At 37.0% G+C, this 13760-nt stretch carries 12 protein-coding genes and 1 pseudogene; 2 read left to right on the top strand and 11 right to left on the bottom strand.

Going from position 1 to position 13760, the window contains the following annotated elements; all coding sequences use genetic code 11:
- Positions 1–119: 119 nt before the first annotated feature.
- Positions 120–764 carry a DUF1638 domain-containing protein gene (locus tag ACWI_RS07140; RefSeq protein WP_070370744.1) on the top strand — a complete coding sequence of 215 codons (645 nt, stop codon included), beginning with the start codon at positions 120–122 and terminating at the stop codon, positions 762–764.
- Positions 765–1051: 287 nt separating this feature from the next.
- Here the strand turns inward: ACWI_RS07140 and ACWI_RS19255 are convergent.
- From ACWI_RS19255 to ACWI_RS07090, 11 genes and pseudogenes are all read right to left on the bottom strand, one after another.
- Positions 1052–1260, bottom strand: a pseudogene (locus ACWI_RS19255) (IS256 family transposase); the annotation flags it as partial.
- Between the two features lie 260 nt (positions 1261–1520).
- Positions 1521–3164 (bottom strand): vWA domain-containing protein, encoded by a 1644-nt coding sequence (locus ACWI_RS07135; protein ID WP_070370743.1) that lies wholly within the window; start codon positions 3162–3164, stop codon positions 1521–1523.
- A 180-nt stretch (positions 3165–3344) separates the two neighbouring features.
- Positions 3345–4148, bottom strand: a complete 804-nt coding sequence (locus tag ACWI_RS07130) for a class I SAM-dependent methyltransferase (protein WP_070370742.1) — start codon at positions 4146–4148, stop codon at positions 3345–3347.
- A 19-nt stretch (positions 4149–4167) separates the two neighbouring features.
- Positions 4168–4830 (bottom strand): hypothetical protein, encoded by a 663-nt coding sequence (locus ACWI_RS07125; RefSeq protein ID WP_070370741.1) that lies wholly within the window; start codon positions 4828–4830, stop codon positions 4168–4170.
- Positions 4790–6058 carry an MFS transporter gene (locus ACWI_RS07120; RefSeq protein WP_070370740.1) on the bottom strand — a complete coding sequence of 423 codons (1269 nt, stop codon included), beginning with the start codon at positions 6056–6058 and terminating at the stop codon, positions 4790–4792. Before ACWI_RS07120 ends, ACWI_RS07125 begins: the two co-directional genes overlap by 41 nt.
- Positions 6034–7170, bottom strand: a complete 1137-nt coding sequence (locus tag ACWI_RS07115) for an NAD(P)-dependent oxidoreductase (protein WP_026395126.1) — start codon at positions 7168–7170, stop codon at positions 6034–6036. Before ACWI_RS07115 ends, ACWI_RS07120 begins: the two co-directional genes overlap by 25 nt.
- Positions 7171–7183: 13 nt before the next feature.
- Complete coding sequence (locus ACWI_RS07110; RefSeq protein ID WP_070370739.1) at positions 7184–7837, bottom strand: 5-methyltetrahydrofolate--homocysteine methyltransferase; 654 nt, start codon at positions 7835–7837, stop codon at positions 7184–7186.
- A gap of 54 nt (positions 7838–7891) precedes the next feature.
- Positions 7892–8824 carry an AAA family ATPase gene (locus ACWI_RS07105; protein ID WP_070370738.1) on the bottom strand — a complete coding sequence of 311 codons (933 nt, stop codon included), beginning with the start codon at positions 8822–8824 and terminating at the stop codon, positions 7892–7894.
- A 44-nt stretch (positions 8825–8868) separates the two neighbouring features.
- Positions 8869–9300, bottom strand: coding sequence for an adenosylmethionine decarboxylase (speD, locus tag ACWI_RS07100; RefSeq protein ID WP_084633556.1), 432 nt, complete (start codon positions 9298–9300; stop codon positions 8869–8871).
- Between the two features lie 939 nt (positions 9301–10239).
- Positions 10240–11580, bottom strand: a complete 1341-nt coding sequence (locus tag ACWI_RS07095) for an MFS transporter (protein ID WP_084633555.1) — start codon at positions 11578–11580, stop codon at positions 10240–10242.
- Positions 11581–11685: 105 nt separating this feature from the next.
- Positions 11686–12309 carry a TetR/AcrR family transcriptional regulator gene (locus tag ACWI_RS07090; RefSeq protein WP_070370737.1) on the bottom strand — a complete coding sequence of 208 codons (624 nt, stop codon included), beginning with the start codon at positions 12307–12309 and terminating at the stop codon, positions 11686–11688.
- 205 nt (positions 12310–12514) lie between these two features.
- Between ACWI_RS07090 and ACWI_RS07085 the strand changes: the two genes are divergently transcribed.
- Positions 12515–13744, top strand: coding sequence for a multidrug effflux MFS transporter (locus ACWI_RS07085; protein ID WP_070370736.1), 1230 nt, complete (start codon positions 12515–12517; stop codon positions 13742–13744).
- Positions 13745–13760 lie beyond the last annotated feature (16 nt).

Genomic DNA, 13760 nt, shown 5'->3' with positions numbered 1-13760 from the left:
CTTAAAACCCATGGTTAATTTCAGGTATAATAAATGATTGATGTCCATTTTTTTGCATATTGACACCTGTATACTTCCTTAATATAATTCTATCATAATAAGAAGGCAGGTACTATTGTGTGAAAAATATTGTAATCGGGTGTAGCGTAATTCGCAAAGAAATCGAGAAATATTATGAAAACTCCGCAGATTTTGAGTTTGATTGGTTAGAAGATCATCTTCATAACATACCTGAAACACTTCATAAAAAAGTCCAGTCTGCCATTGATGCACATCGTGACGCTGATATTATTTATCTTTTGTATGGCCATTGCGGGCAAGCATTATGTGGTATTCAAGCACGTCAATGTCCCATTGTTATTCCTAAAGTTGAAGACTGTATTGAAGTTTTACTCTATCATAATCCAGAAGTTAACGAAATGCGACGCACTTCCTATTTTATTTCGCAGGGCTGGCTATGGGGTAATGAAAACCTTGGCTATGAATATGACCGAATAAAAGAAAAGCACGGAGAAAAACGTGCTTTACGTGTAGTAAAAGCCATGTACAAAAACTATCGTTATCTATTGTATGTCAATACTGGAATTGAAGAAAATCGTGTTCGCCATGATTGTTCTAACGTTGCTGAACGTTTAGGTTTACAACTACGAGAAACTCATGGTGATATCCATCTGCTCTTAAATATGTTAGATGGTGTAATTGATGATAGTTATCTAATTATCCCGCCGGAAGGTTATATTACAGTAGATATGTTTCGAAAATAAATCAATATTGTTATAAACGGGAGCGTTTCAAGTTTCGTGTATTTGCTAAAATTGATATAGAATAGACAATTTAATTAAGGGGCAAGGCCATTAAAAATGACTCTTTGGGGAGTGTTTCAAGTTTTGTGTATTTGCGAAAATTGATGTAGAATAGAGAATTTAATTAAGGGGCAAGGGCATTAAAATGACGCTTGCCCCTTACCTGTATTATAATCCGAATTGATTGCATGTCAATAAAAAGCAAGTCTGGATCTTACTCCAAAATGCCCTGATGTGATTATTGGTGATTAATCCAGCCGCTCAGAAAAAAAGATTTCCAACTGGGAGTGAATCTGGCCCCAATCTTTTCTTCGACCGGTCCACTTTTGGGTGATATCCATGGTGGCCAGATACAGCATTTTAAAGAGACCATCTCGGATTGAAATATTGTTTTTCTTTTCGTCACTTTCCTGAGCTGCCGGGTGAATCCCTCAATGGAATCGGTCGTATATATCCTCAATGGAATCGGTCGTATATATAATGATACATATTAGCCGCAACCACTTATGGGAAATACTATTACGTCGCAAGCGGCAAAGATCAAGAGATCTTATTTTAGCAGTGCTGCTCTACAATCACTTCGTAGTCTCTCTCACCGAGCAAGCGCCATTCTCTCAATCGATCCCTTACCCCTTCATTCTTTTCATTGCACTACTTCCATTTTTGAAAATACACAAAACTTGAGACGATTCAATATTTTAAACACTTCCTAAAAATTCAACTGGTGATTATTCTTTTTAAATAGGCTGCAATAATATCGCCAAAATGCTTCATTTCTCTGGTAAAGATAAAATCTTTGCCATAAATAAGCTTCTCGGCTTTCAGGTCTTTTTCATCACCTGTAAAAATACCCAACACCATTATCCCTCTTTGCCGGGCAATTCTGACTTCTTTGGCTGTATCATCGATACCAATCCCTCCAGAATAGGAAATTGCACCGCGAAATTCTTTACCACTATTCCTGGTTGGCAAATGAATGTCATTTGGTTTTCCATCACTTAAGACAATTAAAATCTTATTCTCCTCAGCCCGTGTATAAAGAGTATTACAAACACTCTTTATCGCAAGACCATCTCGATTGCATCCCTCACAGCTATATTCGAAAATATTTTCAGTCTGTTTTAAATCATCATCATAATCGCGGTACCGTTTAAGGATCGTATAATCAAAAAAACTGTAAAATCCATTAACGCGACAAGGAATTCCAGCGCCAACAATTGCCCGTACAATAATATACGCCTGGATTGCTACTGTTGCTTGTTTGAAAAACTGAGAATGACTACTATCAATCATCAAATCAACAACATACTTCCCATTATCATTGCTTTCCATTTTTTTAAATAGTCTTGTTGCCGGAACACGGCCCAACCGCCACAGCTTTTGGGCATTAATTCTCCCTGAATCACTGGAAATAGGGTATATTGATTGTTCTGCTCTTAACGTTTGTATCAATGTTTTTTTTAATCGATTTATTGTTGCTTCATAAATCTGTTGTTTCTTTTCATAAGCAGACCGGTTCTGTTCCAAACATTTTTGGGCCCGTTTTAACTGCATTTGGTTATTATTTTTACTACGTATTAACCCCTCTGTGAAATGAAGCTGGCAATCTCGATGAGGCCCTTTACATAATCGACTTTCGATTCTTCTGACAAGCACTCCTTTAAGATAGGATTCCCCACAATTCAATTCAGCTTGACGATTCAGAGCCTCAACAAATTCATTATCCTCGCTTCTGTATTCTGTCTGTCGTTCTCCGCTCATTGTCTTTTCAAGTTCTGCTACTTTACTGGATTCTTTATTTAACAACTCTGAATTTAAAACACTTTCAGATAAATTTTTTGTTTTAACCAACGGTCGGGGATGACTCTCTAAAATACTTTGCATATCAAATTGAACATGGTCATTTATCCTAAAAAATCTGATATATACTTCATCTATTTCTTCGATTAAATTTTGAAGTTCGTTTGTTTTGGCTATACTGATTAGTTCCAATGCTAATTCACGCATGATCGGTCTTACGCTTACACTGATGCCCGCAAGAACTGAAAACATTGAAAACTCGATTTCATCGGTTAAACAATCAGAAACCGGTGACTTTAGTTTATCAATAATCTCTAAACAGGCTTTTTTTTGTATATCGGGAATTCCTGGTCTCTCCACTGTTAACAAATTAATCGCCATTGCATCAATTGCTGGCAAAAGAATTGCCTGCAGCTTTTCTCTGGAAAACCCTGAACAACTCCGCCACTCAATGTATTGGTTGATTAGATGCCAGTCCACATACTTTCGACGGGCACCTGAGATGATTCCAAAATATAGCGCATTAAATTTTGAGCGATTTGCCTTTTCATTTTCGGGCATTTCGTCCTCATAATTGCCACAGATGGTCCACATCAAATTATTAACGCGATTGTCAAATTCAAAATCTTCGGTTTCCCTGCAATATTTAGCTATGACTCGTCCCTCCTTGCAAATGGAATATGAGTAGCCTCAAAAGCCTTTTAATAAAATACCAAAATTCCATTCTTAAAATTAAAAATATCAAGTCAAAACATATAACATCCTTGGATCTCCTGGCTCATAAGCTTTTCTTTCATAATTTCCATACAGCTTATTTACAATAACGTCTGCTTGATCACAGATTTTTTCAAAGGATTCAGTGGTATAGTTTTGTAATTCAATTGTCATTATCTGATCATCAAATATTGTATTATTTCGTTGATCATTTTTTTGAAAACGATACGTTACTTCAGTAATACAATCGCTTCGATGTAACTGTCCATGAAGTCTTGTTAAGACGATCCAAGGTTCTATTTCTTTTGACCAATCCACGACAAATTTTCCATCCGGAATTTCATAATCATAATAATCTGGGCGTAATGCTATATCTGTTAATGGTTTAATTTTCGCACCAAAGGGAAATAAGTCAATGATGATTTTTCCACCATAATTCAAGTGCTTGTGCATGTTTTTCAATGCTTTTATAGCATTTTCATAGCCAGTTATTAACTGAAAAGCCTCTCTGGGAACAACAATCAAATCAAATTTATCCTCAAAATCAAAAAAGCACATATCTGCAACTATCGCAGTAATATAATCCTTTTTTCGATGATTCTTTAGTCGCTCTGTAAATTGCTCTACCATCTCCGGTTCGATATCAGCAGCCGTTACTAAATGATTCGCATTAGCTATTTCAAATGCAATTCGCCCTGTACCACACGGAATCTCCATAATTTTATTAGTATTTTCATTAATCATGGATTTTATAAATGGGACATCTACTGTATCGACCAATTCAAATTGATAAAATTCACTTCGATCTTTATAACCTATTACTTTTTTCATTCTATTTCCTCATACTTTCTCAGTCAAAAATTCTTTTATACTCGTTTTTGTTAAATTTACATCTTCTTTTAATACATTTTTTTTTACAAAGACTACAGTTAACATAGTCTTTGTCTCCATTATAAAGAATGCTTGAGACGGTATTTAATGGTTTCATGAAATAGTCGTTTTTTAATATAACACCGATTTCACATGCATTATTTATCATTTCAAATAGAAAATAATTGTTTTCAACCGGCCAGTCCGGAAGGGAACCTGGACATAATTCAGCGATATCATTGTAACCAAAGTTATCAGAAATGTACTTTTTAATTTCATTTCGTGTTTCAATTAAAATTGCATATTTTATAATATCAACAATTGATGCTGGATATTTTCCTATTAAAACATCTAGTTCATCCCCTGCTGTAACAATGCTTAAAAACACTTTTTCCAAATGACATAATTTATCAAATAGTAATTTGCTTGTAAAAGCTTGCCCCATCAATGTAATGCATCCTTGTTCCACTTTTTCAACGTTACACCATTTTAAAATAGCCCGCGGTCTTATTATTTCTCCAGTATTCTCAATTATTTCAACAATTAAATCAAAAGTTTTTGAATCAGTTTTAAATCCTTTAAAAACTTCCATTTTGTCTATATTATATGATATCTTGACTGGATTCAATACGATTCTTTCCATATAAAACCACCTCCTCTTTGTTCTGATCAGATTTTATTAATATACAAATCAAAACAGTTAGTATAGACATCACAAGCATTAATTGATAGGCTAATGAAAAACTTCCAGTCATTTTTTTTATGTACCCGCCAGCATAATTACCTATCATCGAACCTACTCCTAATGACAAGTTTAGCAGCCCAAATAATTTTGCAGTTTTTTCTGGTGGTAAGACTCTAGTTACATATGTTGGGTGTAATCCAAAGATGCCATTGTAAGTTAATCCAAAAATAGCACAAGCAAATAGCGCCGCTGCTGCATTATGGACAAACACTACGGTCGCAATTGATAGAATCGAAATACTGTATGAGATAATCATTGCCCGTTTGGCTGTGTATTTGTCGGCTAAAACCCCTGCAACAAAACCACTAAAAATACCAATAAAGCCAAAAATACTCCATGCAATTCCTGATATTTGTTCATTTAAGCCCAAGTCTTCTTGCATTAAAGGTACGATGTAACTTTGGAATGGAATCAAATAGAGCCCAGATAGGATCAATAATCCAACTAATAAAACATAGTGTTTGAGATAATTCCCCGACTTATCATTCCTTAACACCAATTTTGCCGTTTTATATTCATTTTTTTGATTGGCTTTTTCTATCTGTAAATCGGGTGTGCTCTTTAATTTGTAGATCCAATAAACACCAATCGCCCCGAGAATCAGACTGATAATTCCAAATACAAACCAAACGGTTTGCCAGGTATCATTAGTCAGTATATAAGGAATCAAGAAACCATTTAGAATTAGTCCAAAAGATGTCCCACTTGAAATGATGCCAAGACTTTTTCCACGATTATCTTCTTGGATGTTCTTAGCCACAAACTCTACCATCGGTATCCATGATGTTGCCGCAAATATACCCTGAAGGGTTACAATAACTAGCAAGAGCCATGGATTATTAACGAATGCTAGCACAAAAACACTGAGCCCACATAAAATTACTGACGAAGATATCAAGAATCTAATACTTAAATAACCACACAAAATACCACCAAGTAAAGAAAATAGAAGGTAAGCACCTTGGTGGCAGGCATTTATTAACCCAATAAATTCATAGTCAATGTTTAAGCTACTGACGATATCCGGAGTAATCATCGAAAAAATATAACGTCCAAAAGCAAATGTTATGGTGATAAATCCAGTTAAACATATAACATATATTAATTCTCTTGTTCTATTCGACATGGTGTCCACCTACTCTTTCTTTCATACATCGCCATATGTCTGATTAATTCAGGATGCTCAAATTTTCCATTTCTACAAATTAATCCGGTTTCTAGCATACTTTTGTTTTCGATAACCCCATATAACTTTTTTGCATGTTCAATTAGAATTGGCATAACCAACTTTTCAGTTGATTCACTTGAGGTTATTGCGGACGCAGCGCAAATATTATCTATTTTGCAATGAAGAACACCAAATTTTTCAAAAACAGGTTCTTCGAGACTCGTATTCTGATCGAATGTTTGAATGTAGCCCGAACCATAACCTGCGGTTACATCTATGATAACGGATCCCTTTTTCATTGATTTTACCATTTTTTCTGTTATAATAGGTTCCGTATCGAATGTTGAAATAAGAATTGCGCCAATTACCAAATCTGCATCCTTAATTTCTTTAGCTAATTTTTCTGATGTGTTTACGTAACATTCGACTTCTGGTGACACAGTAGCCTGAAACTTACGTAGTTTAATCATGTTACGTCCAAAAACAACGACTTTTGCACCTAGTGAACTTGCAGTACGAACTGCAACATTGCCAGCGTCGCCATATCCAATAATCACAATTTTACATTGACTAGCACCAGGAATATTTGCTAGAAGTTTGCCACATCCCCCTTTATGTGCTAATAAATAATAAGCGCCAAAAAAAACTGCAAGTTTGCCAGCAACTTCTGCTGGAGCTATTGAAATAGGACTCATATGATCTGGAGTTGTTACAAATTCATATGCATATGCCGTCATCCCACTGTTCACAAGTGCCATTGACAAAGCATAATCACCTTCGGCGTGCAGAAAAGAAGCAAAATGCAATTCTGGTCGAAAATATTTATAATCTTCTTTTTCTGGCGCCTTATATTTTACAACAAAATCGGAAATTGTCCACGATTGTTCATGATTGACCATTTTTGCACCTGCTGCCTTATACGCCTTATCTTCAAGTCCGATTCCTTGACCTATACCTTTTTCAGCATATACAGTAAAACCTTCTTTTAGATAATCTTTAACCCTTTCAGGTGTTAAAATGGTTCGATATTCGTCAATGCAATTCTCTTTTACAAAGGATATAGATTTCATTTCTTTGCCTCTTTCATACTTTTGATGTTAGAATAATCTTTCTAAACTCACATTTGAAATTACTACAAAACTCACAATCGTGGTCTTTCTCTGCAATAGCAATATTTTTATCTGCTCCGTAAACATACCCCATCGTTTTTAGTGGTTTGTATACATAACCTTCGGTTAACCCAATCCCTATATTTAACTCGTTATCAGTAATCACTTTAAGAATGGTTGCCTGATTCTGTATTGGAATAACATAATCATCCGGACAATACCGTTCAGTTAAAGAGAATTTCCTTTTAATGTATATTTCTTCGCGAATAATATGATAAAAGTCATCTGAAGCATTGAATAAAAGTTGATCCGCTATTTGATCAATCATCATCCCTTTCAAAAAATTCTTTTGCTCAAAATAACTTGTACTAAAACAACTAATTTCAGCGCCCAGAGTAATCACAACATAAACGAGATGGCTGACTTCACTCAACCCTTTATGAATACGACCTCTATTAGTTGCTTTTTTTAGAACAAAAGACCCTTTAGCGATTGAATAACTCGGTATTTCTTGTTCTAGCTGCTCATACACCCTTTCAAACTCGTCATAGTGATTAGAATCTTTCGAAATATGCATTCGCTTAAAAACAGTATTTTTATCAAAACGTAATGGTATTTCATAAACCATAATCGACCTTCTTTCTTTGTACTCACCAATTTTCACTTATTATCTTTTCACAATTCAAATTTTTGGGAATATATCACTTGAGTCCCATGTAACAGGTATTCGTGTCCGAACTACATCCATTACAATTTCTTTTTCGTACTGATCAAAAGTTTTTCCAACTATTCCCATATTAATTGCATTTAAGGGTTTAAGTCCACGCCTAATCGTCTTTAGGCATGCAATTATTCCTCTTAAATCAACAGATTTTGTTGATATTTCAGAATTAATTGCTTTTTCTTGCAAATCCATAAATACACCAACAAACTGTGTTAATAAATCAGTGTTCGCATCCGGAAAATTCATATTGAGAATTTTTTGCAGCGTTTCTTTTCGAATTTGCGGAATCTGGATAGTCATAAATCGTGATACTAAAGCCTCATTTAAGTCTTTCGTTCCGGCATAGTCATAATTCATAGTTCCTATAAAACGTGTTGCCCTATGAAGATGTATTTTGTCATATCCAGGAACATCAATTACTTTTCGATAGTCTAATGCTGAATGTAGAACAACCATAGCATCATTTTTAGCCATATTAATCTCATCAAAAATTCCAAACCCTCCATTAGTTCCACATTCATAAACGGAACCTCTTCGCAACTTTACCTCATTTTCAATAAAGGTATCCGCGCCAATTAAACTAGCGCTGTCTGTGTTTACATGAAAAGAAGTATTCCATTGAGGTCTTCCAAATAATTGACAAATATTATCAGCCAGAACATTTTTACCAGAAGCTTTTTGACCAATCAATAGAATATTTTCACCTTCTAAAATTGCTGTGATACACATTTCCCAAATGTCTTTCCCTATAAATATTTCATTTGTCGTAGGAATACGATCTTTTAATTCTTCACTTAATATATGTTCTTTCTTAAAAAACAATACATCATCTAAAAGATTTTTTCGTATCCCTTGTTCAAGGAGATTTAGATTTATATCAAGTACCTTCATAAGTACTCCTCTCGATTCCAGTTCAATACATACAGATAATTTTATTAATCATAAATACTATTTGGCAATATGTTTGGTAAACCTATATCATGATTTTGTAAACCTCGTTGTGTTTCTGAAATAACATTTTTTTCTGGATGTAACTTCTGAATAAACGTATTGATAATTACTCTAGGGTCACATAGTGTGCCACATGTAAAAGCATCAATAAAAAGTGCATTGTGCTCCGGGTAAGTGTGTACTGATACATGTGATTCACTGAGCAATGCCAACAAAGTAACACCGTTAGGTTTAAATTTTTTTGTCATTATTCCTAAACATTTTGCTTTTGACTCTTCAATTCCCCGAGTCAAAATCTCTTCAAGTTGATCAATGCTGTCTAGATTTTCATATGAAACACCATATAGCTCGCCAAAAACATGAGTTCCAGTAAATGAAAACTCTTCAAAATTCACTAATTGCATATTTACTTCCATCACATAACCTCTCTCACTTTCTAAATTAGTGATTAAAATACAATATAAAAGATATTATATTTTTCGCTTATGCATAATTTACTAAGCAATAATTATGCCAATTTATCAACCTATATCATGGCAATTATTTTATCAACATACACAATTCAATACTACAATACTATATTTTTCATCTATTTTTACAAATACTTGCTATGTTTGTTTATCTTCATCAGATCATTTCACAACAGACCGCAAAATTAATTTCCATGCAAAAAATAATAACAATATTATTTTTCCCGATTTAAAGGCATTTTTTGAATCATCCAAATATTATTTTGCACTTAGATAGAGCATTCTAGTATGTAAATTGATTTTTTAAAAGTATTTGATCTATATCCATAACAGCATATAACATAATATCGTAAATTTACGAAAATATTACTTTTTAACTTAAAATTTATAAAACCCAATAGTACTAAAATCATCGTGTTTAAGACGCACAATTATAAAATAAATATATATTATTGAAACGTGAATAAGGAATTAAATTACTATTACTCAACTCAAGATAATATAATAGTCCATTTTTTATTATTTATAAACTTAAAACTATTTTTCTTTTTCAATTACTAAATAAGGGCGCAGAAATCACGAAAACAAAATGCATAAAGCTTGTCATTTCTACGTCTTTTAAAAAAAGTCTGCTGGATAGATGGTTTCTTCATGACCACTGGATTCTCATTATCCTTCGTCCAAACTACAAAGGCGATTAACACCTTAACGAATCCAAAATCTCTCCCAAAGTTTTCCCCGAACCGTGATTATTTTACTTGAGTTTACGTTCCCACCCTCAATGACGACATTTTAATGCAGCAGCACATTAAAAGGCCGAATAGATTTATTATTTAGACTCTACTTCAGTGATGTTGTTTTTTTAACATCATCTTACAATCCTTGTTACCAAGATTCCATCATCCGTTCATCTGCTACAGCCGTCGCTTCCAGGGTTCTGATACTTTTTAACCGGGCCACCACCAGCCCGGCGACAGCCAAGCCGATTCCGGTGATGATGATTAGCAGGGCATTCCCTCTGCCTACCCCATAACCGATAACCTGGCCAATGCTGATGGCCAGCTCGGTATTTCCCTGCATAAATGGTTCAAAGATCCCATCGGCTAAAATTCCCACCGCCAAAAATGAGAGAATATAACCCATCTGAGTAATCAGACCAATCAGACCAAAGGCTCGTCCCTGAACTGAATTGTCCAGGTTGGTGCGAATCAGCACCTCCGCGCCAATCTGGATGGCTGGCATAAAGACAAACATCATAAATCCAAACCCAGCGATCAACATCAGATTTTCGCTGATCCCGATCAGAGCAAAGAAAACACCACATCCAAACAATCCGATTGACAGCATCCGCAGATAAGATTTTGGTTGCTTGATCATGCTGATGCCAATGCTTCCAACCATCATTCCCATGGCAATGACAGTGCTCAGAATTCCCAGCTCCCGTTCACCAGCAATGGCCAGAATCAGTGGCTTGCTAAGCATCTGCACAAATCCCAGACAGAAGGTGGCAATTGTTATGACGATAATCATCGTGACGTTTCCCTTTTTTCTACGAACAGCAATGATACCAGCGCTCATTTCACTAAAAAACCCCGAACCGGTCACTGCGCTTTTTTTGCTGACCAACCCTTTTCTGACCAATGCGATAATCAGAACCGTCGTGAAAAAAGTCACCATATCGAGTATGATCAGGGTGCTTACCGTTGTCACTTGCAGCAATAAACCGGCAAGGACTGGAGAAATCAACAACTTGGCACTGCCAGCCAGCTGCACCATACCACCAGCCCGGACAAAGTCTTCTTCCGGCAAGAGATCGGTAATCGTGGCCTTAAAAGCCGGTTCAGTCAGAGCTGAGAAAATTGAGCTGATCCCCACGCCAATACAGATTACCATCAGAGAGGGCTGAGGACTTATCACCGCTGCCAGGCAAATCAGTAGCGCCAATCCAGATAGTAACTCACCCAAAATCATCATCAACCGCCGATCATAACGATCCGCCAATACCCCACCCGCTGGGGCAAGCAGGATCGCTGGTAAAAAGGCGCAACTGGCAATAATACCGGTTGCCCCCACTGATCCGGTTAGTTTTAAAATATAGATTGCCAGACCAAAATCAGTCAAGCCACTGCCGATGCTGGAGATGAATGATCCGGCCACCAGGATCATAAATTTTCTCATTGCGGGTTTATGCCTTGTTGTTTCTTTAATTGTCTTTTGTTGTTTCATTGCGGTTCCTCCTATTTTCTTTATTCGATTATTACTGCTAACCCCATATATCGACCATCGGTCGATATATGGGTAAAAAAATTTACAAATGTCGCCCGGTTTTAATTAGGCAAACATTTGTAAAAAGTCCTCCAGTTCCCCTGCTCTGGTTCCCAGCATTCTCTCCATATTGGCTAGAAATCCCTGGATCTTTTTCGGATAGTCTGCCATTTCCCAGTCCATAATATTACAGTCAAACAACATATGGCCCAATAGCAAAATCGACTCAATCGCTTCGCGGGGATAATCCAAGTGAAAAAGATCCGTGGCGATTCCTTCTGCTACTGCTACTTCCAACAATGGTGTCATCCGCTTAAGCATAGCTTTAGTGTATAGCTGTTCCAGCTTGGCATTCTCCACCTTGTGCATTTCGTCTCTGATCTCCTCTGATCCTTCAAACTCCGGAGATTGGGCCATAATCGCCATCATAATCCGCTTGATCAGCGGCACCGATTGATCGTTTAACATTCGTTCTGCCCGCTTGGCACCTTCATCGACAATATCCAGAATGATAGCCGCCAGCACCGCTTCCTTGGAAGCAAAATAATAATAAAAGGTGCCTTTGGCAATATCCACAATTTTTAAAATATCATTCACTGAGGTCTTTTCATAGCCCTTGGTGACAAAAAGATCCCTGGCCACCATCAGGATTTCCCGCTTACGAACCTCGCCTTCTTTTACTGTTTTCATTGAACCTCCCATTTGCCGACCGATAGTCGATATTAGTATCGTAAAGCAATTACTATCTGTTGTCAAGTATTTTTAAAACACACCGAAATGCCGTCATGGCATTTATCTAATAAATTAATCCCCTTACCTCCCTTGCAATATTTGATTTATCCATTATAATATTAAATAGAGTTAATATCTAAATATAAATGAATGTGAGAAGCAAATGAATAATCCAAAAAATGCCGCTAAAGAAATAGTTTCCCGGCAAAAATACCTGGGTGATCGGGGTTTATTGATCTTCCTGGTTTTTCTAAGCGCTTTTGCCCCGCTATCTACCGATCTATATCTGCCAGCGCTACCGACCATGACTGCCTATTTCAATGTTCCCGAATATCTGACAAATCTGACCCTGATTCTGTTCTTTATCTTTTTTAGCGCCGGTATTCTGGTTTGGGGGCCGCTCAGTGATAAATATGGCCGCCGCCCGATTCTACTGGTCGGAATCACTGGCTATGCCATTGCCAGCCTACTCTGTGCTGTTTCCGGCAGCATTTATCAGCTGATTTTTTTCCGGGTTTTGCAGGCCATCGGCGGCGGTTCTGCCAGTGCTGTGGCCACTGCCATTGTCAAAGATGTCTACCATGAACGACAGCGAGAGAAAACTCTGGCCTTGGTTCAATCGATGGTCATTATTGTCCCGGCTGTTGCCCCAGTTATCGGGGCTCTGTTACTGACCTTCACCTCCTGGCGGGGGGTCTTTATCATCCAGGCTCTACTGGGACTCATTATCCTCTTGGGTTCCATCATTTTTCAGGAATCAATCGCACATCGGGGATCCGGAAATATTCTCCATACTTTGGGGCGACTGGGGGTCGTTCTTAAAAACCCGGGTTTTACTTCCCTGCTGATTATTTTTTCCCTTTCCAGCATCTCCGGATTGGCCTTTATTTCATCATCTTCTTATATTTATCAAAATGATTTTGGAACCAGCAGCCAGGTTTACAGTTACTTTTTTGCCTTTAACGCCCTGGCGATGCTGTTGGGACCCTTGATTTATATCAAACTATCCAACCATTTCAAGCGCTTTTCGATCATTAATCTCTGTTTTGGCATTACCATCTTAAGCGGTCTGGCGATTATTCTGTTCGGTCAGAGCAACCCCTTTATCTTTGCCCTGGCTTTATTTCCCGCTACATTGGCCGGTAGTTGCTCCCGTCCCCCCAGTGCCTACCTGATGCTGGATCAACAGCCTGAGGATGCCGGTTCAGCCTCTTCACTGATGGGTTCTTTTGCCACCATCATGGGCAGCTTGGGGATGATTATCATTTCCTTTAACATGGATCATTTGATTCCCGTTATCGGCGGGCTCAACATTATTCTGGGCTTGCTTTCCGGCGGATTATGGCTGGCCGTGACTAAAACACCACTGCTTCGTAAAATCAGAGAGGCCTGATTGCTGTAAATTCTTT

It is taken from the genome of Acetobacterium wieringae (assembly GCF_001766835.1).
In the GTDB taxonomy this organism is placed as follows: Bacteria; Bacillota; Clostridia; order Eubacteriales; family Eubacteriaceae; genus Acetobacterium; species Acetobacterium wieringae.
This window is presented reverse-complemented; position numbering and strand designations above follow the sequence as displayed.

Excerpts from the sequence above, each read along its gene's own strand:
- ACWI_RS07135 (WP_070370743.1), bottom strand. The coding sequence starts at position 3,164 with ATGCCCGAAAATGAAAAGGCAAATCGCTCAAAATTTAATGCGCTATAT.
- ACWI_RS07130 (WP_070370742.1), bottom strand. The coding sequence starts at position 4,148 with ATGAAAAAAGTAATAGGTTATAAAGATCGAAGTGAATTTTATCAATTT.
- ACWI_RS07125 (WP_070370741.1), bottom strand. The coding sequence starts at position 4,830 with ATGGAAAGAATCGTATTGAATCCAGTCAAGATATCATATAATATAGAC.
- ACWI_RS07120 (WP_070370740.1), bottom strand. The coding sequence starts at position 6,058 with ATGTCGAATAGAACAAGAGAATTAATATATGTTATATGTTTAACTGGA.
- ACWI_RS07115 (WP_026395126.1), bottom strand. The coding sequence starts at position 7,170 with ATGAAATCTATATCCTTTGTAAAAGAGAATTGCATTGACGAATATCGA.
- ACWI_RS07110 (WP_070370739.1), bottom strand. The coding sequence starts at position 7,837 with ATGGTTTATGAAATACCATTACGTTTTGATAAAAATACTGTTTTTAAG.
- ACWI_RS07105 (WP_070370738.1), bottom strand. The coding sequence starts at position 8,824 with ATGAAGGTACTTGATATAAATCTAAATCTCCTTGAACAAGGGATACGA.
- speD (WP_084633556.1), bottom strand. The coding sequence starts at position 9,300 with ATGGAAGTAAATATGCAATTAGTGAATTTTGAAGAGTTTTCATTTACT.
- ACWI_RS07095 (WP_084633555.1), bottom strand. The coding sequence starts at position 11,580 with ATGAAACAACAAAAGACAATTAAAGAAACAACAAGGCATAAACCCGCA.
- ACWI_RS07090 (WP_070370737.1), bottom strand. The coding sequence starts at position 12,309 with ATGAAAACAGTAAAAGAAGGCGAGGTTCGTAAGCGGGAAATCCTGATG.
- ACWI_RS07085 (WP_070370736.1), top strand. The coding sequence starts at position 12,515 with ATGAATAATCCAAAAAATGCCGCTAAAGAAATAGTTTCCCGGCAAAAA.